The organism is Curtobacterium sp. NPDC090223 (assembly GCF_044746585.1).
Classification (GTDB): Bacteria; Actinomycetota; Actinomycetes; order Actinomycetales; family Microbacteriaceae; genus Curtobacterium.
On the sequence record NZ_JBIVCN010000004.1, the window covers coordinates 374,038 to 396,132 of the forward strand.

At 71.6% G+C, this 22,095-nt stretch carries 16 protein-coding genes; 10 read left to right on the forward strand and 6 right to left on the reverse strand.

Annotated elements, in window-relative coordinates; all coding sequences use genetic code 11:
- The first annotated feature begins 60 nt into the window (after window positions 1-60).
- Window positions 61-999, forward strand: a complete 939-nt coding sequence (locus tag ACIPJY_RS11880) for an SDR family oxidoreductase (RefSeq protein ID WP_400464243.1) — start codon at window positions 61-63, stop codon at window positions 997-999.
- On the opposite strand, the gene ACIPJY_RS11885 is transcribed toward ACIPJY_RS11880, so the two are convergent.
- From ACIPJY_RS11885 to ACIPJY_RS11900, 4 genes are read right to left on the reverse strand one after another with little or no spacing between them, the layout of a single operon-like run.
- On the reverse strand, window positions 974-2,308 hold the full coding sequence (locus ACIPJY_RS11885; protein WP_400464241.1) for a flavin monoamine oxidase family protein: 1,335 nt from the start codon (window positions 2,306-2,308) through the stop codon (window positions 974-976). The genes ACIPJY_RS11880 and ACIPJY_RS11885 overlap by 26 nt on opposite strands.
- Before the next feature lie 16 nt (window positions 2,309-2,324).
- Entirely contained in the window at window positions 2,325-3,689 is a 1,365-nt protein-coding gene (locus ACIPJY_RS11890) for an NAD(P)/FAD-dependent oxidoreductase (RefSeq protein ID WP_400464238.1), read from the reverse strand.
- Between the two features lie 2 nt (window positions 3,690-3,691).
- The gene (locus ACIPJY_RS11895) at window positions 3,692-5,134 is read right to left on the reverse strand and encodes an aspartate aminotransferase family protein (protein ID WP_400464235.1); all 1,443 of its coding nucleotides are present in this window, start codon (window positions 5,132-5,134) and stop codon (window positions 3,692-3,694) included.
- Window positions 5,131-5,613 carry an Lrp/AsnC family transcriptional regulator gene (locus tag ACIPJY_RS11900; protein WP_400464232.1) on the reverse strand — a complete coding sequence of 161 codons (483 nt, stop codon included), beginning with the start codon at window positions 5,611-5,613 and terminating at the stop codon, window positions 5,131-5,133. The genes ACIPJY_RS11895 and ACIPJY_RS11900 overlap by 4 nt, the downstream gene beginning before the upstream one ends.
- Before the next feature lie 113 nt (window positions 5,614-5,726).
- Here ACIPJY_RS11900 and ACIPJY_RS11905 point away from each other — a divergent pair, with 113 nt between their 5' ends.
- The 6 genes from ACIPJY_RS11905 (at window position 5,727) to ACIPJY_RS11930 (ending at window position 12,686) form a co-directional block, all read left to right on the forward strand.
- Window positions 5,727-7,178 (forward strand): aminobutyraldehyde dehydrogenase, encoded by a 1,452-nt coding sequence (locus ACIPJY_RS11905; RefSeq protein ID WP_400464229.1) that lies wholly within the window; start codon window positions 5,727-5,729, stop codon window positions 7,176-7,178.
- Between the two features lie 31 nt (window positions 7,179-7,209).
- Window positions 7,210-8,391 carry an ABC transporter ATP-binding protein gene (locus tag ACIPJY_RS11910; protein ID WP_400464226.1) on the forward strand — a complete coding sequence of 394 codons (1,182 nt, stop codon included), beginning with the start codon at window positions 7,210-7,212 and terminating at the stop codon, window positions 8,389-8,391.
- Complete coding sequence (locus ACIPJY_RS11915; protein ID WP_400464223.1) at window positions 8,388-9,596, forward strand: spermidine/putrescine ABC transporter substrate-binding protein; 1,209 nt, start codon at window positions 8,388-8,390, stop codon at window positions 9,594-9,596. Before ACIPJY_RS11910 ends, ACIPJY_RS11915 begins: the two co-directional genes overlap by 4 nt.
- A complete protein-coding gene (locus ACIPJY_RS11920) occupies window positions 9,593-10,516 on the forward strand; it encodes an ABC transporter permease (RefSeq protein ID WP_400464220.1) in 924 nt (307 codons plus the stop codon). Before ACIPJY_RS11915 ends, ACIPJY_RS11920 begins: the two co-directional genes overlap by 4 nt.
- Complete coding sequence (locus ACIPJY_RS11925) at window positions 10,513-11,379, forward strand: ABC transporter permease (protein WP_400464217.1); 867 nt, start codon at window positions 10,513-10,515, stop codon at window positions 11,377-11,379. The genes ACIPJY_RS11920 and ACIPJY_RS11925 overlap by 4 nt, the downstream gene beginning before the upstream one ends.
- A 440-nt stretch (window positions 11,380-11,819) precedes the next feature.
- Entirely contained in the window at window positions 11,820-12,686 is an 867-nt protein-coding gene (locus ACIPJY_RS11930) for an NUDIX domain-containing protein (RefSeq protein WP_400464214.1), read from the forward strand.
- Here ACIPJY_RS11930 and ACIPJY_RS11935 read toward each other — a convergent pair.
- Window positions 12,673-14,262, reverse strand: a complete 1,590-nt coding sequence (locus ACIPJY_RS11935; protein WP_400464212.1) for a GMC family oxidoreductase — start codon at window positions 14,260-14,262, stop codon at window positions 12,673-12,675. The two genes, ACIPJY_RS11930 and ACIPJY_RS11935, sit on opposite strands and share 14 nt — an antisense overlap.
- Window positions 14,259-15,608 (reverse strand): alpha/beta fold hydrolase, encoded by a 1,350-nt coding sequence (locus tag ACIPJY_RS11940; RefSeq protein WP_400464209.1) that lies wholly within the window; start codon window positions 15,606-15,608, stop codon window positions 14,259-14,261. Before ACIPJY_RS11940 ends, ACIPJY_RS11935 begins: the two co-directional genes overlap by 4 nt.
- A gap of 89 nt (window positions 15,609-15,697) precedes the next feature.
- Here ACIPJY_RS11940 and ACIPJY_RS11945 point away from each other — a divergent pair, with 89 nt between their 5' ends.
- From ACIPJY_RS11945 to ACIPJY_RS11955, 3 genes are read left to right on the forward strand one after another with little or no spacing between them, the layout of a single operon-like run.
- Entirely contained in the window at window positions 15,698-18,289 is a 2,592-nt protein-coding gene (locus ACIPJY_RS11945) for a glutamate--cysteine ligase (protein ID WP_400464206.1), read from the forward strand.
- Window positions 18,289-20,085: an N-acetylglutaminylglutamine amidotransferase gene (locus ACIPJY_RS11950; protein WP_400464203.1), complete on the forward strand. Its 1,797-nt coding sequence runs from the start codon at window positions 18,289-18,291 to the stop codon at window positions 20,083-20,085. Before ACIPJY_RS11945 ends, ACIPJY_RS11950 begins: the two co-directional genes overlap by 1 nt.
- Window positions 20,082-21,965 carry a S9 family peptidase gene (locus ACIPJY_RS11955; protein ID WP_400464201.1) on the forward strand — a complete coding sequence of 628 codons (1,884 nt, stop codon included), beginning with the start codon at window positions 20,082-20,084 and terminating at the stop codon, window positions 21,963-21,965. The genes ACIPJY_RS11950 and ACIPJY_RS11955 overlap by 4 nt, the downstream gene beginning before the upstream one ends.
- Window positions 21,966-22,095 lie beyond the last annotated feature (130 nt).

Consider the following 22,095-nt stretch of genomic DNA (forward strand, 5'->3'; position numbering starts at 1 on the left):
GGGAGGAGCATCGTCACCGGTGCCGGACCCGGCACCGGGAGCGCGACGAGAGGCCGACCGATGACGAGGAACCAGCACGAGACCACGATCCCGGACCTGACCGGGCGACGCGTCCTGGTGACCGGCGGCAGCGACGGCATCGGCCTGGGGATCGCCGCCCGCCTCGCCGGCGCCGGCGCGGAGGTCGTCCTGCCGGTCCGCAACCGGACGAAGGGCGAGCGCGCGGTGGGACGCATCCGGACGCTGCACCCCGAGGCGCGGGTCCGGCTCGAGGACCTGGACCTGTCGTCGCTGTCGTCGGTCGCGGCGCTCGGGGACCGGCTCGCGGCCGAGGGAGCCCCGCTGCACGCCCTGATCGGGAACGCGGGCGTGATGACGCCGCCGGAGCGCCAGGTCACCGCAGACGGGTTCGAGCTGCAGTTCGGGACGAACCACCTCGGCCACTTCGCCCTGGTCGGGCGGCTCCTGCCCCTGCTCCGGCAGGGCGACGCCCGCGTGGTGCTGCAGTCGAGCGTGGCCGCCCGGCGCGCGTCGATGCACTGGGACGACCTGCAGTTCGCTCGTCGCTACGAGGGCATGCGCGCGTACGGGCAGTCGAAGCTCGCCGTCGCGCTGTTCGGACTCGAGCTGAGCCGACGCAGCCGAGCCGGCGGGTGGGGGATCACGAGTGCGGTCAGCCACCCCGGTGTCGCGCCGACGAGCCTGCTCGCCGCACGTCCCGAGGTCGGCCGCGGCCGCGACACCCCACAGGTCCGGGTGATCCGGTGGCTCTCGGCACGCGGGCTCCTCGTCGGCACCGCGGAGAGTGCCGGGGAGCCCGCGCTCCTGGCGGCGACCGCGGCCGACCTCGACGGCGGGTTCACCGGACCGACCGGCCCCGGTGGCCTCGGCGGGCCCGCCGGACGGCGGGAACCGTGGCCGCCGATGCGGGACCAGGCGGACGCTTCGCGGCTCTGGACGGTCTCCGAGGAACTCAGCGGCGTCCGCTTCGCGGCGTGAGCGTCCCGGCCAGTTCGTCCGCCGGGACGGTCCGGCCGAGGATCCGGGACGCGGCTCGCAGCCCGGACCGCAGGGCTCCGTGCACCGTCGCGGGGTCGTCGCCCCACGTGGCCTCGCCGGCCAGCTGGACACGACCGGACGGTGTGCCGAGCAGGTCGTGGTCGTCGGTCGACGCCCCGACGTGCAGGTAGGAGTACGACCCGCGGGCGAACGGGTCGGCGGCCCAGCGGGTGATCCGGGCGCCGATCGGCTCGGGCACGGCGTCGCCGAACGCCCGACGGAGCGCGGCGAGTCCCTCCGCCACGACCTCGTCGTCCGTCAGCGTCTCGATCCGGCGTGCCCCGGCACCACCGAGGAGCGCAGCGAGCACGGGCTCCCCGGTCACCCGGGACATGTCGTACCAGGAGTGCCAGTCGACACCGGCTGACCCCTGCTGCCGGACCACCCAGGTGTCCCAGAACCTCGTCTCGAACCGCAGGAACACCTTGTCGTAGACGCCCATCCCGAGCCGGTCGAGCGCGCCGGCGGCCGGACCCGACAACGGTGGGTCGAACGTGACGTCGCCGGCCTGCAGCACACCGAGCGGTACGGTCACGACGACCTCGGCGGCGCAGAACTCCGCGCCGTCGGCCGTGGTCACCCGGACCCGCTCGTCGTTCTGGTGGACCACGGCGACGGCCGCGTCCGTCCGGACGTCGAGCCCCTCGGCCAGGGCCGCCGCGTACTGCCCGTACCCGGCGGGGAAGACGACCTCGTCGCCGGGGACGTGCTCCTCCTCGAGACCGTGGGCGTCGAGGTCGGTGACGGGTGCACCGCAGAGGTCCTCGGACCGGTGCGCCATGTACTCCTGCACGCGCAGGGAGCGTGGACCGGTCCAGCCGAGCGACGTGAGCACGGTCGCGACCGCCTCGGCGTACGTGGTCCCCGGGGCGGCGTCCGCCACGACGGACTCCAGCAGCCCGTCGACGGTGTGCAGGTCGGCCACGAACGACGACGGGTCGGCGATCCGTGCGCCGGACGGGTCGTGCCACGCGATCGGTCGTCCGTCGAACTGGAAGCTCCCGACGGTGAACTCGACGGTCTCGATCCCGAACGCGGACGCCAGGGACCACAGCGGGTTGCCGTCGATGCCGTGGATCCACGAGGCGCCGAGGTCCACCGGAACGCCGAGCGCCGAGTCCGTCCAGGTGCGTCCGCCGATGCGGTCACGGGCCTCGAGCACGACGACGTCCCGGCCGCCCAGCGCCAGTGCTCGTGCGGCGGCCAGCCCGGCGACACCCGCCCCGACGACGATCACGTCCGCACCCATCAGGAGAGCCCGCCCATCAGTGACCTCCGGTCAGTGGTGCCATCAGCCGGGCGGCGAGGCTCGCACGTCCGGTCAGCCGTTCCTCGCGGTCCGCCAGGTCGGTGGCGACGAGTCCGGCGTTCGCCCCGAGGAACCGCAGCGGCTCCGGCTCCCAGTCGGGGGAGCGGTGCCCGACCCACGGCAGCGTGGTCAGCGGCGATGCGACCCCGCGCACGAGGTCGGCGAGCGTCCGCCCGGCCAGGTTCGTCGTCGACAGGCCGTCCCCGACGTACCCGCCGGCCGAGCCGACGGACCCGTCCCAGGTCACCGACGCGCACCAGTCGCGCGGGACGCCGAGCGGGCCGCCCCAGGTGTGGGTGATCGCGGCGTCCGCGACGACCGGGAACAGCTCGACGAGCGACCGGCGCAGGTGCTGGAACACGCGCGGGACCCGGTCGTACCCGGGGGTGATCGACGAACCCCAGTGGTACCGGGCACCCCGTCCGCCGAAGGCGAGCCGGTCGTCAGCGGTCCGCTGCCCGTAGACGAGCAGGTGCCGGTAGTCGGAGAAGGTCTGTCCGTGTTCCAGGCCGATGCGCTCCCAGGCGGACGCCGGCAGCGGCGCGGTCGCGATCATCAGCGAGTACAGCGGCAGGATCCGCCGCTTCGTCTGCTCGAGGGATGCGCCGTACCCCTCGGTGGCGACGACCACCGCGCCGGCCGAGACGGTCCCGCGGGTGGTGACCACACGTCCGGGAGCCCACGACACGGCGGGCGTGTGCTCCGCGATCACGACGCCCCTGGCCTCCAGTGCGGCCGCCAGCCCACGGACCAACGCGGCCGGCTGCACCCGCGCGCAGTCCTGGGTCCATGCCACGCCGACCGTGTCGGTCGCGTCACCGCGACGGCCGTCGCGGTACGTCATGTCGTCGCCCCAGTCGGCGGACGACGCGACCTCGGCGCGTGCCGCGCGGTCCTGGACCTCGGACCGTGCGTAGAGGACGGTGCCGCCCTTGACGTAGTCGCAGTCGACGTCGGCCTCGGCCGCTGCGCGGCCCACCTCGTCGACGGTGTCGCGCATGGCCGCGCGCATGGCGAGCGCGGCCTGTCGGCCGTCGTGCTGCGCGATCGACTCCGCGGAGCGCGGGAAGAGCGCGGAACACCAGCCGCCGTTCCGACCGGAGGCACCGAATCCGGCGATCTCGCGTTCCACGACGACGATCTGGAGGCTCGGGTCGGCCTGGTGCAGGTACCAGGCGGTCCAGAGACCGGTGAGTCCGCCGCCGATGATGCAGACGTCCGCCGAGTGGTCGCCGTCGAGGGGCGGCCGGGGCGTCAGGTCGTCGCGGCCGGAGGCCACGAGCTGGTCCAGCCAGAACGAGACGCCCCGGTAGCCCGTCACGATCAGATCTTCGAGGACGCCTCGGACAGCACGCTCCGCAGGATCGAGGTGATCTCGCGGAACTCGGGCTGCCCGATGGTGAGCGGCGGCGCGAGCTGCACGACGGGGTCGCCGCGGTCGTCGGCACGGCAGTACAGCCCCGCGTCGAAGAGCGCCTTGGACAGGAAGCCGCGGAGCAGCCGTTCGGACTCGTCGTCGTCGAACGTCGTCTTCGTGGTCTTGTCCTTGACGAGCTCGATGCCGTAGAAGTACCCGGCACCGCGGACGTCGCCGACGATCGGCAGGTCGAGCAGGGTGTCCAGTTCGGCCTTGAAGAGCGGGGCGTTCTGCTGCACGTTCGCGAGCAGGCCCTCTTCCTCGAAGATGTCGAGGTTCTCCATCGCGACGGCGGCGGAGACCGGGTGCCCGCCGAACGTGTACCCGTGGTAGAAGGTCGTGTCGCCCGTGGAGAACGGCTCGAAGATCTTGTCGCTGATGATCGTGGCGCCGATCGGCGAGTACCCGGAGGTCATCGCCTTGGCGCAGGTGATCATGTCCGGCACGAAGTCGTAGGTGTCGCAGGCGAACATCGTGCCGATGCGGCCGAACGCGCAGATGACCTCGTCGGAGACCAGGAGCACGTCGTACTCGTCGCAGATCTCGCGCACCCGCTGGAAGTACCCGGGCGGCGGGGTGAAGCAGCCGCCGGAGTTCTGCACCGGCTCCAGGAACACGGCGGCGACGGTGTCCGGGCCCTCGAACTCGATCATCTCGCGGATGCGTTCGGCGGCCCAGTACCCGAACTCCTCCTCGCTCTGCCCGGCGAAGCCCATCTCGTCCGCGCGGTAGTAGTTCGTGTTCGGCACCCGGAGGCCACCGGGGGTCAGCGGCTCGAACATCTGCTTCATCGCGGGGATGCCGGTGATCGCCAGGGCGCCCTGCGGGGTGCCGTGGTACGCGACCGCGCGGGAGATCACCTTGTGCTTCATCGGCTTGCCGCGGAGCTTCCAGTAGTACTTCGCCAGCTTGAAGGCGGTCTCGACGGCCTCGCCGCCGCCCGTGGAGAAGAACACCTTGTTGAGGTCGCCCGGTGCCAGGTCGGCCAGGCGGTCGGCGAGCTCGATCGCCGCAGGGTGCGCGTAGGACCAGATCGGGAAGAAGCTCAGCGTCTCGGCCTGCTTCGCCGCCATCTCGGCCAGGCGCTTCCGGCCGTGCCCGGCGGCGACGACGAACAGGCCGGAGAGCCCGTCGATGTAGCCCTTGCCGTGGCTGTCGTAGACGTGGTGGCCCTCACCGCGGACCATGATCGGCACGTCGGCGCCGGCCTGGTTCGCACCGTGCCGGGCGAAGTGCATCCAGAGGTGGTCGCGGGACTTCTGCTGCAGGGCGGCGTCGTCCACCGGGGCGAACGGGTCGTAGGAGCCGAGCCGGGTGGGCTGGTCGGTCTTCTGGTCGGAGATGGTCATCGCGTTCCCCAGTCGTAGAGCTGTTTGCGGAGTTGCAGGTAGACGAAGGTCTCGGTGCCGGTCACGCCCGGGATGGCCCGGATCGTGCCGTTGAGCAGTTCGATGAGGTCGTCGTCGTCCTCGCAGACGACCTCCACCATGAGGTCGAAGCTGCCGGCGGTCATCACGAGGTAGTCGACCGCCGGGAGCTTCTCGAGTTCGTCGGCGACCCTGCGGGTGTCGCCGTTGACGCGGATGCCGATCATCGCCTGCCGGTGGAACCCGAGCTGCATCGGGTCGGTGACCGCGACGATCTGCATGACGCCGGTCTCGGTCAGCTTCTGCACGCGCTGCCGGACCGCCGCCTCGCTGAGACCGACCGCCTTGCCGATCTCGCCGTACGGGCGGCGCCCGTCCGCCTGGAGCTGTTCGATGATGCGCTTCGAGATGTCGTCGATCGGTCCCGGACGTCGTGGTGCTGCCGCCATGCCGGACAGCATGGCAGCGCGGTCACGAAGAATGCAAGGGATTCCGTTGTGAACAACGTGTTTCACGACGATTTCCGTTGTTACAAGTCTTCCGAACCATGGGAAACCGTGCCAGTATCGCCGCCATGCTGGACACCACGAAGACGTCGACGGACACGGTGACGCGTGACCTCCGCAACTTCGTCGGGGGCGCGTCGGTGGCGTCACGGGCCGACACGACGTTCGGCCTGGTCGACCCGACGACCGAGGCCGAGTACGCCGTGTCGCCGATCTCGACGGCCGCCGACGTCGACGACGCCTTCCACGCAGCCGCCACCGCGTTCGAGACCTGGCGGCGCACGACCCCGGGGGAGCGGCAGCTCGCGCTGTTCCGGATCGCCGACGCCGTCGAGGCCCGTGCCGAGGAGTTCGCCGACCTGGAGTCGCTCGACACCGGGAAGCCCCGCGCCACCCTGGTCGAGGACGAGATCCTGCTCTCCGTCGACCAGATCCGGTTCTTCGCCGGTGCCGCCAGGAACCTCGAGGGCCGCAGTGCCGGCGAGTACCTGGCCGACCACACGTCCTTCGTCCGGCGCGAACCCATCGGCGTCGTCGCCCAGGTCACCCCGTGGAACTACCCGCTCAACATGGCGGTGTGGAAGTTCGCCCCGGCGCTCGCCGCGGGGAACACCACCGTGCTGAAGCCGAGCGACACGACGCCGCTGACGACCCTGCTGCTCGCCGAGGTCGCCGCCGAGTTCCTGCCACCGGGCGTCCTCAACGTCGTCGTGGGGGACCGCAGCACCGGTGCCGCGATGATCGACCACCCGACTCCGCAGCTCGTGTCGATCACGGGGTCCGTGCGAGCCGGGATGGCGGTGGCGCGCGCCGCCGCCGGCGACCTCAAGCGCACGCACCTGGAGCTCGGCGGGAAGGCCCCGGTGATCGTGTTCGACGACGCCGACATCCCGTCCGCGGTGGCCGGCATCGTCGCCGCCGGCTTCTTCAACGCCGGGCAGGACTGCACCGCCGCCACCCGGCTGCTCGTGCAGGACGGCATCCACGACGAGTTCGTGGCGGCGCTCGCCGAGGAAGCACGCGTGAACGCCCAGACCGGCACCGCCGGGTACTTCGGCCCGGTCAACAACGCGAACCAGCTCACCCAGGTGCGGGACTTCCTCGACACGCTCCCCGACCACGCCACGATCGAGCTCGGTGGTGCGCGGCAGGGTGACGTCGGCTACTTCCACCAGGCGACGATCGTGTCCGGGCTCCGGCAGGACGACCGCATCGTGCAGCAGGAGGTCTTCGGCCCCGTGCAGACCGTCCAGCGGTTCAGCACCGAGGACGAGGCGCTCCGGTGGGCGAACGACGTCGAGTACGGCCTGGCGAGCTCGGTGTGGACGACCGACCACGCGCGGGCGATGCGCTTCGCCCGTGACCTCGACTTCGGGTGCGTGTGGATCAACACCCACATCCCGATCGTCGCCGAGATGCCGCACGGCGGCTTCAAGCACTCCGGCTACGGCAAGGACCTGTCCCAGTACGGGTTCGACGACTACACCCGCATCAAGCACGTCATGTCCTACATCGGCTGAAGCCGACCACTCCCCTGGAGGCACCATGGCAATGACCGGCACCTTCGCCGAATCGGGAGCCGACCTGCGGCTCGAACAGATCACGAAGTCCTTCCCCGGACACACCGCGGTGGACGCCCTCGACCTCACGGTGCCGGCGGGCTCGTTCTTCGCCCTGCTCGGTCCGTCCGGCTGCGGCAAGACCACCACGCTGCGGCTCGTCGCGGGGCTCGAGGAGCCGACGAGCGGCACGATCACGATCGGCGGGAAGGACGTCACCGAGACGAAGCCCTACCAGCGGCCCGTCAACACGGTCTTCCAGAACTACGCGCTCTTCCCGCACATGAGCGTGCTCGACAACGTCGCCTTCGGGCTGAAGCGCCGGCGGATCCCGGACCCGATGACGAAGGCGCGGGAGGCACTCCGCCTGGTCGAGCTCGAGGCGTCGGCGTCGAAGCGGCCGGCGCAGCTGTCCGGCGGCATGCAGCAACGCGTGGCGCTGGCCAGGGCGATCGTGAACCGGCCGGCGCTCCTGCTCCTCGACGAACCGCTCGGCGCGCTCGACCTCAAGCTCCGGCACCAGATGCAGCTCGAGCTGAAGACGATCCAGGCCGAGGTCGGGCTGACCTTCCTGCACGTCACCCACGACCAGGAGGAAGCGATGACGATGGCCGACACGGTCGCCGTCATGAACGGCGGCCGGATCGAGCAGATGGGCAGCCCGCAGGACCTGTACGAGCTGCCGCGGACGGCGTTCGTGGCGAACTTCCTCGGGCAGTCGAACCTGCTCGAGGGCGACGTGCGCGGGACCGAGGGCGAGCTCCTCGTCGTCGCCACCACGGCCGGCACCATCGCCGTGCCGGCTGCGCGCGCCGTCGCGACCTCCGGTCGCGTGGTCGTCGGGGTGCGTCCCGAGAAGCTCAAGATCCGCACGGCCGAACCGGCCCGCGAGGCGGGCCGCAACATCCTCGGTCCCGGACGCGTCGTCGACGTCTCCTTCTCGGGCGTGAGCACGCAGTACCTGGTCGACGTGCCGGGCGCCGGCCGCGTCTCCGTCTTCGCCCAGAACTCGAAGGGCGGGCCGCGGATCCCGTCCGGCACCGAGGTCTGGCTCACGTGGGGCGTCGACCACGGCTTCGGCGTGGAGGCTCCCACCGGCTCCGACGCGAGCGTCACCACCCAGCCCGCACCGGGCCTCCAGGCCGAGACCGCCACCGCAGGTGCGGTCGCGTGAGCGCCGGACCCGACCTGGTGCGCGGACTGACGTCCGCCCGGGTGAGCCGACGGGGGTTCCTGGCCGGCGGCGGCGCGGCCGCCGTCGCGGCACTCCTCGCCGGCTGCAGCATCAAGGGCTCCGCTGCGTCGATGGGCCCCGCGGTGGACTGGACGGCGTTCTGGAAGGAGGCGAAGGCGACCAAGGAACTCAACTTCGCGAACTGGCCGCTCTACATCGACTCCGACCACGGCAAGTCCGAGTCGCTGGCGCTCTTCAAGGAGGCGACCGGCATCGCGGTGGACTACCAGGCGGTGATCCAGGACAACGCGACGTTCTACGCGACCGTCTCGCCGATCCTCCGGGCCCAGGGGGCCACCGGGTACGACCTCGTCGTGATGACGAACGGGTACGAGCTCACCGAGATGATCAAGAACGGGTTCGTGTGCGAGCTCGACCACTCCCGGCTGCCGAACTTCGCCGAGCACGCGTCCGACTCCGTGAAGGACCCGAACTACGACCCGGGCAACAAGCACTCCGTCGTGTGGCAGACCGGGTTCACGGGGCTCGCGTACAACCCGAAGTACACCGGACGGAAGATCACGTCCTTCCAGGACCTGAAGGACCCGGCGTTCAAGGGCCGTGTCGGGCTGATGAGCGACAACACCGAGCTCGGCTCCCTGGCCCTGCTCGCGCTCGGCATCGCCCCCGAGACGTCGACCCCGGCCGACTGGCGCAAGGCCCAGGCATGGCTCCGCGAGCTCCGGCCGAGCGTCACCGGGTTCTACGACCAGAGCTACATCAACCGGCTCGAGAACGGTGACACCTGGATCACCCAGGCGTGGTCGGGCGACGTCTTCCAGGCGCAGCAGTCCGGGTTCCCCGACCTGGAGTTCGTCACGCCGGAGGAGGGGCAGATGACCTGGCACGACAACATGCTCATCCCGAAGCAGGCGGCGAACCCGGTGTCGGCGCTCGCGTGGATGGACTTCTACTACACGCCCAAGATCGCCGGGATCGTCGAGGACTACGTCAACTACGTCTGTCCGGTGCCCGCCGCCGAGGACTACGTGCGCGACCAGCTCGACGACGCGACCGTGGCGGACAGCCCGCTGGTGTTCCCGGACTCCTCGGTGCTCGCGAAGTCGCACGAGTTCCGGGTGTTCGAGAACTACGACGAGTACTCCGAGTGGAACGGCATCTTCAACGCGGTGGTGCAGTCGTGAGCGCCGTCGGGGTGGCTCCGGGGCTCGGACCGGCCGGTACCGCGCCGGTGCGCCGGGGGCGTCGTCGCAGCACGCCGTTCCTGCTGGCGCTCGTCGGGACCGCGTACCTCGCCGTGTTCTTCGTCATCCCGCTGCTGTCCGGGCTGATCGTCTCGCTCATGTCCGGCAACCCGGACGACGGCTACACGTTCACCTGGAACTGGGGGATCTACTCGTCGCTCTTCGTCGACCCGACGGTGCCGTACCTGACGTTCCTGCTCCGATCGCTCTGGTACGGCTTCGCTGCGACGCTGGTGACCATCATCGTCGGTTACCCAGTGGCGTACTTCATCGCGTTCCGGGTGTCCCCGCGGTGGAAGAACCCGCTGCTCATGCTCGTCTTCGTGAGCTTCCTGGTGTCGTTCATCATCCGCACCGACATGTGGGCGTTCGTGCTCGCGTCCCAGGGGCCCGTCGTCACCTTCCTGCAGGGGATCGGGCTCGCCGGCAAGGACTTCCACATCCTGGGCACCGGCGGGGCGGTGATCTTCGGTGACGCGTACAACGACCTGGCGTTCATGGTGCTGCCGATCTACGCCGCCCTGGAGCGCATCGATCCGCGGCTCGGTGAGGCAGCAAACGACCTGTACGCCGGCAAGGCACGCGCGTTCTGGCACACCACGCTGCCGCTGTCCCGGTCCGGCATCTTCGCCGGGGTCCTGCTGGTGTTCATCGACTGCGTCGGCGACCCGGTGAACTCGGCGCTCCTCGGCGGCACCAACACGTACACGATCGGGCAGGCGATCCAGGACGCCTACTCCGGCAACCAGCAGTACAACGTCGCCGCCGCGCTCTCGACCGTGCTCATGGTCGTGCTCGGGATCATCCTGTTCATCTACGCCCGTGTGTCCGGCACCGACGACCTCGAGGACCTCGTATGACCGCCGTCGCACCACCCCGCAGCACCACCCCCGCGTCGCCCGTCTCCGCACCGGTCGTGCACCGGCACGGCGTGAACCGTCGCGGGCCATGGCTCGCGGTCGTGTACTGGGTGGTCATCGCGATCACGCTCGTGCCGATCGTCTACATGATCGTGTACTCGTTCAACGACGCTCCGACGAACCGGCTGTCCTTCGCGTGGAACGGGTTCACGACGTACTGGTACGCGAACCTGGTGAACGTGTCCGGGCTCGGGTCGGCGTTCGTGACCTCGGTCGTCATCGCGTTCCTGGCCGCGATCGTCTCGGTCGCGATCGGGTTGCCGCTGGCCCTGGCGCTCGAGCGCTACAAGTTCTTCGGGCGCGGGGCCGTCAACGCCGTCGTGTTCGCCGACATCGCGGCGCCGTCGATCGTCGTCGGATCCGCGTCGCTGTCGTTCTTCCTGTCGATCGGGCTCGGGACCGGGTTCCTCACCGTGCTGCTCACGCACGTCGCGTTCGACGTGGCGTACGTGGTGGTGGTGCTGCGAGCGCGGATCGCGGGGACGTCGCGGGCGCTCGAGGAGGCCGCAGGGGACCTCGGGGCGACGCCGTTCCAGGCGTTCCGGCTCGTGACCCTGCCGCTGCTGGCGCCGGGCATGCTCGCGGCGGGGCTGTTGGCGCTGGCGATGTCGATCGACGACTACGTGATCACCTCGTTCGTCGCCGGGCCCTCGGTGACGTTCCCGCTGTTCGTGTACGGCGCCGCGAAGGCCGGGATGCCGCCGCAGGTGCTCTGCTTCGGGACGCTGGTGTTCGCGGTGGGGCTGCTCGTCGCGCTGCTGAACGGGGCGCTCAACCGGCGGTTGGCGCGGACGCGCGGCTGACGCCCGAGCGTCCCGCGGCGGTCGTGACCGACGCGGGACGCCCTGTCTCAGCCCTTCCGCCACAGATCGTGCAGGAGCCTGGCCACGGTCACGAGCAAGCTCGCGATCCCCAACCAGGGAACCTGACGCCTGGGCGCGGACCCGTTGTCTTCCGACATCGAGACCTCCTCCGGGTGTCTGCGCCGGCGGACACGAGGAGTGGAGCCGGGACGGACGTGCGATCGGACCGGGGTCCGATTACACTGAACCCGAGCGTCAGAACTCGGGAACGGCTGTTGCCCGTCCCGGCTTTCCACTCGGAGAGCAACCCGAAGCCCATCACCGTTGGCGCGGTGGTGGGCTTCACGCTTGCCCCAGGGTCGCCACCCGGCGGTGTTGCGACCCGTACGGCCACCCTACGTGGAATTTCACCGGACACCGAGCTCCCGTACGCTCGGTGCATGGACGCCACCGAGGTCGACGAGCGGGACAGCACGTGGGAGGACCACCACCCGCGGTTCCGCGTCTACGTGCAGGAATCCTCTGACGAGACGTACACCACCGCGACGTACGACCTGACCGGAGCGGACGTGCTGCAGGCGATGGACTGGGCGCAGCGTCACGCCGCCGCGACTGGTCCGGACACCGTCTGGGCGCTAGCGCTCGTCGGGCGGGACAGCCGTGGACTGCGCGGCCTCACGTGGCTCGCCGGCATGGACGCGAACGATCCACCCGCGGACGAGCACGAGATCGACCTCCGGTTGCGGATGACCAGCAGGACGGCCAGGCCCGTCGGCGTCCCTTCCCGCGACCAGTGGCAGCCGGACCGCTCGAGTGCGGCGGTCGTGCACGCGAACCCGTGGTTCACCGTCACGGAGACGGTGGACGCCGCAGAGCGGAGCTGGTTCCGGCTCCGCTCTGCGGACAGTGTGATCGTCGCGGCCACGATCGGCGATCGGCTCGTCTTCGTGCACGGTGTGCGGGACACCATCGGCCCCGTGCCGCGCTACGAGCTGCCATCGGGCGGGATCGGGCCGAGCGACGGCTCCGCGGCGGAGGCCGCCGCTCGTGAACTCCTCGAGGAGACCGGCGCTGTCTGCGGTGAACTCACCGAGGTCGGCACCTTCGTGGCCGAGCCCGGGGTCTCGGACGTCCGGACACGGGTGTTCGTCGGGACGGTCACCGATCGCCGGGAGACCGCACTCGAGCCGGGCGAGGACTGGACCACCGTCGAGCTCGACCCGTCCGCGGTCGACGCCGCAGTCTCAGCCGGAGAGATCACCGACGGCGCGACGCTGGCCGCGCTGCTCGTGATCAGGAGGCCGTGAGGAGCGCCTCGTCCCGGTCGGCCGCCGCGTCGTCCCGCAGCAGGCGGTCGGCGGTGCGGAGCGACAGCGCCATGATCGTCAGCGCCGGGTTCGCGATGAGGGAGCTCGGGAACACCGAGTTGTCGACGACCCACAGGTTCGGCACGTCCCACGACCGCCCGGCAGCGTCCACGACCGAGCTCGCCGCGTCCGCGCCCATCCGCGCGGTGCCGACCGTGTGCGCGGTGCGGTCCAGCACGCGCACGTCACGGCCTCCGGCAGCCTCGACGATCGCGGTCATCGTCCGGATCGCGTGCCGTTCGATGGCGTCCTCGTTCGCGCCGGGGGAGAAGGACACCCGCGCCTTCGGGACCCCGTTGGCGTCGAGCTCGTCGGAGAGCACGAGGCGGTTGTCGTCGTACGGCAGGCACTCGGCGTTGATCCCGACACCGGCCATCCGCGGGTAGTCCCGCATCGCCCGGACGAGCGCCGCACCGCGAAGCCCGCCGCCGCGGACGAGCGACGTGGCGAAGGTGAGGGGCTGCACGCCGAGGCTCTGGATGAGGTAGCCGCCGGCGAAGTCGGCGTCGGCGGGACGGATGAAGTCCTCGGTGATGATCGACGACGGGTAGCCGCGGTAGGAGCGCATCGACTCGTCGAACGTCGCCCACACCTGCGTCCCGCCGTGCGCGGTGAAGTTCCGCCCGACCTGCCCGCTGCTGTTCGCGAGCCCGGTGTGGAGCAGGAGCCGTGGCGTCTCGATCCCGCCGGCCGCGAGCACGAGGGCACGGGTGCGCTGCCGGTGGTCGCGGCCGCCCTGGCGGTACACGACCGCCTCGACCGCGCCGTTCGCGTCGAGTTCGATGCCGTGCACGAACGACTCCGCGCGGATCTCGGCGCCGAACGCCACCGCAGCGGGCAGGTACGTGGTGTCCATCGACACCTTCGCGCCGTTCCGGCAGCCCTGGTGGCAGGACCCGCAGGACACGCAGGCCTGACGCAGCCCGTGGTGCTCCTGCATCCGGTCCTCGGTGGTGAGGCCCACCGGAGCGTCGGTCGCGGTGATCCCCACCTCGGCGGCCCCGCGGATCATCATGTCCGACGACGCGTTCCGGGGCGGCGGTCCCATCCGGTAGCGACGGGCCGGGTCCCACGGGTAGTGCGCCGGGCCCGCGACGCCGACGTCGTGCTCGGCCTGCTCGATGTAGCGGACGAGTTCGGCGTGGTCGATCGGCCAGTCCTCGCCCTGCCCGGAGTCGGTGCGCAGCCGGATGTCGTGCTCGTTCGGGCGCGGGGTGAACGCACCCCAGTGCAGCGTCGAGCCGCCGACGCCGGTGCCGCTGTTGTTCGGTCCGAACGCCGTCGGCGCGTTCCCGCCGCTGATCCGCTCGTCCATCCAGTTGATGTCGCCCGGGGCCTCCACCTCGTCGGGCGTGTGGTCGCCGGGCTCGGTGTTCGGCCCGGCTTCGAGGGCGACGACGTGCAGGCCCTTGCGTGCCAGGGTCGCGAGGAGCGGTGCGCCACCGGCTCCCGTGCCGACGACGACCACGTCGACGACCTCGTCCTCGGCGTACCGGCGCTGGTGGTCGAGTCTCATCGTGCTGCTCCCGTCGGTTCCCATGCTTCGCGCTGTCCGGCCCCGAGGAGCTGGAAGCCCTGCTTGCGGACGCCGTTGCCGCCGTTGGCGAAGCCGTCGTAGTCGATCTCGGCCATCGTCGCGGGGTGTGCGACCCACTGCTTGACCAGGTCGACGCTCGCGTCTTCGGCCCACGCCCGGAGCTGCTCGGCGTCGAACGGACCGGCGGCGGGATCGTGACGCCCCTCGGTGACGGCGTCGAGCACGGTGGCGAGGTGGTCGTCCCCCCTGGCCGCTTCCGGCGCGAGCGCGTCGAGCCCGGCCCGGTAGGCGTCCACGTCCGCCGGCAGCCCGTCCGGCCGCCAGCCGTCGCCGAGCCCCGCCGCGAGCTGGGCGTCGACACGGAGTGCGACGTCCACGGGGCGGTCGTCGGACTGCGGCACGACGACCCGGGCGACGGCTCGGAGCGTCGCGAGCTGTGCGTCGGAGAGCGCCTGGGGAGTCGCGCCCGGGTCGTCCGGGAGCGAGCGCACGGCCAGGATCCCGCGCGTCCGGGCACTGACCCGGGGGGAGGCGATCACACGGGCGGTCGCCGCAGGGACCACCGGACCGCGGTCGACGCGACCGTCGAAGAAGTCGCGGATGCGGTCGGCGACCTGGTCGGGACGCTCCCACGGCAGCAGGTGCGCGGCGCCGGGGACGACGTCGAGCGTGCCGTTCGGCCAGTGCGGCAGGTTCAGCTCGCGCTGTGCGTCCTCGCCGAGGTCGCCGTCGGCCGCGCCGGCCAGGATCAGCGCCGGGACCGGGTTCGGTCCGAACGCGGCTGACCAGTCCTCACGGCTGCCGCGGTGCAGCCAGTCGGTCCACGCCCGTGGGTCGGCGCGCTGCACGTCGTGCACGGCCATCGCGTGCGGCTCGGGCGGGAGCTGGGCGTCGGTGTTCGCCGCGACGAAGGCGTCCGCCTCGTCCGGGCCGATCTCGCCGTCGGCAGCCCAGCCGAGCATCTTGGTCCGACGCTCCTCGTCCATCGGCTCGGGGGAGAGCGGGGAGGCGGCGAGCAGCACGACCGCCCGGAGCCCGAACAGCCCGTTCGACCCGTCGACGGTGCGCGACGCGACGACCGACGCGACCTTGCCGCCCATCGAGTGGCCGATGAGCACCCACTCCGTGGCACCGCTCCGGCCGATGGCCCGTTCGACCAGCTGGGTCATCTCCTCGACGGTGGTGCCCGTCGCGGCGGTGCTCCGGCCGAAGCCGGGCAGGTCGATGCCGATCAGGTCGAGTGTGCCGACGAGCCGGGTGCGCAGCGTCGCGAACTCCTCGGAGCTCGAACCGAGGGCGTGGAGGCAGAATGCGGTCGCCGTCATTCCTCCACTTGTACGTGATGGCCCGCGGTTCTTCACAGCGCGGCGTACCCCGCCGCGCGGACCACAGGTGTCGCGGGTAGGTTCCACACATGAGTGCAGAGCTGACGCTCGGCGCCGAGGAAGAGCTGCACCTCATCGACCTCGAGTCCGGCCGACTTTCCGCGAAGGCCCCCCGCCTTCTCCCCAAGCTGCCCGCAGACCGCTTCGGCGCCGAACTGCAGCGCACGACCATCGAGACGAACACCCCGGTGGTGACCACCCTCGACGACCTCCGGCGGGTGATCGTCGACCTCAGGACCGAGCTCGCTGCGGCGATCGCTCCGGCCGGGGTCACCATCGCCGCGGCGGGCACGGCGCCGCGGTCCGAGTACGCCGACTTCGAGCTGACCTCCGGCGGTCGCTACGGCCGCATGCAGGAGCAGTACCGGATGCTCGTGGACGAACAGCTCATCTGCGGCCTGCAGGTGCACGTCGGCGTGAGCGACCGCGACCTCGCGGTGCAGATCGCCCAGCGCGTGGCCCCGGCGCTCCCGGTCCTGCTCGCGCTGAGCGCCTCGAGTCCGTTCTGGAACGGCCAGGACACCGGGTACGCGTCCTTCCGCAGCATCATCTGGCAGCGCTGGCCGTCGGCCGGCAGCTTCGGCCGCGTCGAGAGCGCGGCGGAGTACGACAAGGTGCTCGACGACCTCATCGCCTCCGGTGTGATCGCGGACAAGAAGATGGCGTACTTCGACGTCCGACCGTCGTCGCACGCCCCGACGCTCGAGCTGCGGGTCTGCGACGCGACCCCGGTCGTCGACGACGCCGTCCTCATCGCCGGACTGTTCCGTGCCGCGGTGCGGAAGGCCGAGATCGCCGTCGAGTCCGGGGCCGAGTGGCACCCCCGCAGCGAACCCCTGCACCGCGCGGCGATGTGGCAGGCGGCACGGAGCGGTCTCAGCGGTGACCTGCTGGGGCTCGGGCAGCACCCGGAGCGGCTCCCCGCGGAGATCGCCGTGCGCCAGCTGGTGTCCCGCCTCCGGCCGGAGCTCGAGGAGCTCGGCGACTGGGGCACGGTGAGCGACCTCCTCGAGGACACCCTCGCCCGCGGCAACTCGACCGACCGCCAGCGCACCGCGTACGCCGAGCGCGGCGAACTCGACGACGTCGTCGCCCTCGTGGTTGAGGACACCGCGGGAACGCCCTCCGGGCGGGACGACCACCCGATCGTCGCGATCCCGTCCTACCGGGTCCGCGCCGGGGACGAAGCCGTCGGGCCGGGCGCTCGACCGCGCCCGGCCTTCCGTGACCTGGCGGCGTTCTTCCGCGGCTGGGACGCGGAGACCACCATCGAGCACTGCACCGCACGAGACGTCTGGACCCGCGAGCACGAGGTGGGCTTCGTGGTCGCCGGTGCCACGCAGCAGTTCGGCTGCGACCTCGTCCCGCGCACCGTGAGCGCGTACGAGTGGTCCCAGCTCGAAGCCGGGCTCGGGCAGCGCGCCAGGGCGATCGAGCTGTTCCTGCGCGACGCCTACGGTGAGCGGCGGATCGTCGCGGACGGGGCGATGGACGAGCGTGACTTCGTCGGTGCGAACGGCTGGGACCCGGACGCCGCCCGCCTGCCGGATGCCGCCGTCCGTGCGCCCGTGATGGGGTTCGACCTGGTCCGCAACGAGTTCGGCGGCTGGCGGGTGCTCGAGGACAACGTCCGCTCGCCGTCCGGCGTCGCGTTCGGCGTCGCCCTGCGCGAGCTCATGGACGAGGTCGTCCCGGACGCCCCGCGTCCGGCGCACCTACGCGACCCGCACTCCGTCCTCCACCGCGTCCGCGACACCCTCCGGACCAACGCGACCGCGGTCACCGGCCGGGCCGACCCCGTCATCGCGCTCGTGACCGACGGCCCCGCCGCCGGCGCGTGGTACGAACACCGCAGGATCGCCGACGGAGCCGGGTTGCGCCTCCTGACCGAATCCGACCTGGACGTCCGCGACGGACGCGTCATCGAGGCGTCCACCGGTGACGTCGTCGACGCGCTCTACCTGCGCGTCGACCGCGACGCGAGCGCGCTGACGAACGAGCGCACCCCGGACCTCGGCGCGCGTATCCTCGACGCGGCAGAGGCGAGCCGCGTGTACCTGGCGAACGCGCCGGGCAACGCGCTCGTCGACGACAAGGCGATGTACGTCAACGTGCCGGACCTGATCTGGTACTACCTCGACGAGAAGCCGCTGCTCGAATCGGTGCCGACCTACCGCACCAGCATCGAGGGCGAGCGGCTCTCCGTGCTCGACCGGGTCGGCGAGCTCGTCACGAAGCCCGTCGACGGCGAGGGCGGCCGAGACGTCCTGATCGGCCCGAGCGCGAGCGCACCAGAGGTCGCCGAACGCCGACGCGAGATCGCCGCGAACCCGGCCGGCTGGGTCGGACAAGAGGTCGTGCAGCTCTCGTCGCACCCCACGATCGGCCCGGCGGGCCTCGACCCACGGCACGTGGACCTCCGCGCATTCGTCTACGTCACGGGGACGGGGCCGGACGACACGCGCCTCGCGGACGTCGCACTCACCCGCGTCGCGCCGGAGGGCAGCATGGTCGTCAACTCCTCGCGGGGTGGCGGCGCCAAGGACACGTGGATCATCGGTCGGGACCCCGCCCAGGGCACGAGCCGACGGACCGACGGCACGACGACAGGGGCCAGCTGATGTGTGGACTCGCGGGCGAGATCCGTTTCGACGGGACGTCCCCGGACGTCGGAGCGGTCGCCAGGATGACCGGGTGCCTGGTCCACCGGGGCCCCGACGGCGACGGGCTCTGGGCACGCGGCCCGGTCGCGCTCGGGCACCGCCGGCTGTCCATCGTCGACCTGTCGACCGCCGGTGCGCAGCCGATGGTCGTCACGCGGCTCGGACTGACGATCGCCTACAACGGCATGGTCTACAACTACCGGCAGCTCCGCGACGAGCTGCACGGCAAGGGCCACCGGTTCGACTCGACCTCCGACACCGAGGTGATCGTCGCGGCGTACGCCGAGTGGGGCACGGCCTTCGTCGACCACCTCATCGGGATGTTCGCGATCGCGATCTGGGAGCACGCCAGCGGACGGCTCGTGCTGGCCCGCGACCGGCTCGGCATCAAGCCGCTCTACGTGGCCGAGGTCCCCGGCGGACTCCGGTTCGCGAGTTCCCTGCCGGCGATCCTGGCGGGGAACGGTCCCGGCGGCAGCGTCGACACCGCGGTGGACCCGGTCGCCTTCGCGTCGTACATGAGCTTCCACTCGATCGTCCCGGCACCGCGCACGATCCTCTCCGGCGTCGGCAAGCTGCCGCCCGCCACCGTCCGGGTCGTCGAACCGGACGGCACGGCGACCGACACCACCTACTGGGCGCCCCGCTTCGAACGGGACCCCGCCAGGGCCGACTGGTCGGACCAGGACTGGGAGCAGGCCTTCATCGACTCCCTCCGTACCGCGGTCGAGCGGCGCATGGTCGCCGACGTCCCGGTCGGCGTGCTGCTCTCCGGCGGGATCGACTCCTCGCTCGTGGTCGCCCTGCTCGCCGAGGCCGGCCAGCAGGACCTCGCCACGTTCAGCATCGGCTTCGAGTCGGCCGGCGGTGAGTCCGGCGACGAGTTCGAGTACTCCGACCTGGTCGCGCAACACTTCGGCACGGACCACCACCGCATCCGGATCCCGTCGTCGCGGCTCCTCGACGGCATCGACGGTGCCGTCGCCGCGATGAGCGAACCGATGGTCAGCCACGACTGCGTCGCGTTCTACCTGCTCTCCCAAGAGGTCTCCCAGCACGTCAAGGTCGTCCAGTCCGGACAGGGCGCCGACGAGGTCCTCGGCGGGTACGACTGGTACCCGCCGCTCGCGGACGTCCCGCGCGCCGACGCCGCCGAGGCGTACCGGTCGGTGTTCATGGACCGCAGGTGGTCGGCGCTGCAACCGATGCTCGGGGAGCGCTGGCGCAGCGACGACGACACCCCTTCGGCCTTCGTGGACGCGTCGTTCGCGGTGCCGGGCGCCGAGACGAGCGTGGACGCCGCACTCCGCAGCGACACGATGACGATGCTCGTCGACGACCCGGTGAAGCGCGTCGACAACATGACGATGGCCTGGGGGCTGGAAGCACGGGTCCCGTTCCTCGACCACGAGTTCGTCGAGCTGGCCGGAGCCATCCCGCCGGCGCTCAAGCTCGCCGACGGCGGCAAGGGCGTGATGAAGCGCGCCGCACGTGGGATCGTGCCGGACGCCGTCATCGACCGGTCGAAGGGGTACTTCCCGGTGCCCGCGATCCGGCAGCTCGAGGGCCCCTACCTGGAGCGCGTCCGCGACGCGCTCACCGCGCCTGCGGCCCGGGAACGCGGGCTGTTCGACCCGGGTACGGTCGAGCGGATGCTCCAGGACCCGAACAGCACACGGACCGAGATCGGCGCGAACGCGCTCTGGCAGCTGGGCCTCATCGAGATGTGGCTGCAGCAGCAGGGGGTGCGGTGAACCAGCCGGGAGGCTCCGCTCCCGTCGTCCCGCCGGCGGCGGTCCGGCAGACGGACACCACCAGGACCGCGGTCGGTCTGGGCGAGCAGCTCACGGCCGCATGGGGGTCGTGGGGCCCGACCATGACGCGGAACGCACGCCGGGTGGCGTTCGTCAGCGACCGGCACGGCACGCCGGAGGTCTTCGTGCAGGACGTCGTCGTCGACGGTCCCCAGCCCGAACCCGTCCGGATCACGCTCTCCGACGACCCCGTCATCCGGGTCACGTGGTCCTCCGATGGCGAGTGGCTGGCCGTCGCGATCGCGACCGACGGCGGTGTCAAGCAGCAGGTCTGGGTCGTCCGGCCCGACGGCACCGACGCCGCGCAGATCGCCGGGTCCCGCTACCAGCACGCCGAACTCGGCCCCTGGAGTCGCAGCGGGCACCGCGTCGTGATCACACTGCCCTCCACCGAGGCCGACCAGCCCGCACGCTCCTACCTGGTCGACCCGGTCTCGGGCGACCGCGGTGACCTGGCGGTCGGCGAGCTCATCCACATCCTCGACCTCTCGGTGGAGGAACGCCTCGTCGTGCTGCGCGACGGGCAGCGCGGGCACGAGTTCGTCGTCGTCGTGGACCGCCTCACCGACGAGAGCCACCCGCTGCTCATCGACCCGCCGTCCGGGTCCGCGGAGATCGCGTTCCTCCGCCCGTCACCGGCGAGCGAGACCAGCCCGCTCGTGGCCTACGTGGCGACCGAGGCCGGCGCACCCCGTCGGCAGCTCATCGCCCAGCCGGTCGGGCCGCACGGCTGGCGCGGGAAGCCCCGGCTGATCATGGGCCGGCCGGACGCCGAACTCGAGTTCCTCGACGCCGACGACGCCGGCCGGACGCTGCTGCTCGGCTGGAACGTGGACGGCCGCAGCGAACTCGACCTCATCAACACGCACTCCGCCTCCCGGACGCCGGTGCCGGACCTGCCCGGGTACGTGGTCACCGACCCGGTGCTCAGCCGCGACGGCCGGAGCGTGATCCTCACCGTCGAGGGACCCACCCGACCGCGTGAACTCTGGCGCCTGGACACGAACGAGCTGACCTGGAGCCGGGTGACGGACGTCCCGACGCTGCCCCACGCCACGCTCGTGGAACCGACGCTCGAGCGCTTCGCGGCGCGGGACGGCCTCGAGCTGACGGGGTGGCTCTACCGGGCGTCCGTGCCCGGCGCGGCGATGGTCCACCTGCACGGGGGGCCCGAGTCGCAGGAACGCCCGACCTTCTCGCCCCAGCACCAGGCGCTCGCCGCGGCCGGCATCACCGTGTTCGCGCCGAACATCCGCGGGTCCTCCGGGTACGGCACCGAGTTCGTGCACGCCGACGACCTCGGGCTGCGCTGGAACGCGCTCGCCGACGTCGTGGACTGTGCGCGGTGGCTCGTCGCGAACGGGCTCGCCGACCGGGAACGCGTCGCGGTCGAGGGCCGTTCCTACGGCGGCTACGCCACGCTCGCCTCGCTCGCGTTCACCCCGGACGTGTTCGCGGCGGGGGTCGCGGTGTGCGGCATGAGCGACTTCGCGACGTTCTACCGGGACACCGAGCCGTGGATCGCCTCCGCGGCCGCGACGAAGTACGGCCACCCCGTGGACGACGCCGACCTGCTCGCGTCGCTCTCGCCGATGCGCGCGGTCGACGACGTCACGGCGCCGCTGCTCGTCGTGCACGGCGAACTCGACACGAACGTCCCCATCGGCGAGGCGCACCAGGTGGTCGCCGCCCTGCGCGAGCGGTCCCACGACGTGGAGTACCTGGAGCTCGAGGGCGAGGGCCACGAGTACCGCCGCGCCACCTCGCGCGAGCGGCTCGTGCGGCACATGGTCGAGTTCCTGGCCGCCCGCCTCGGGTAGCGCGGCGCGCGGCCTGCACCTGCGCCCGCCCGCCCGCACCTGCGCCCGCCCGCAGCGTGCGAGGCTCCGTACACCGTGCGAGCCGCGCGCCCTGCCACAGTGTCCGGAGCCTCGCACAGTGCGGAGTCGC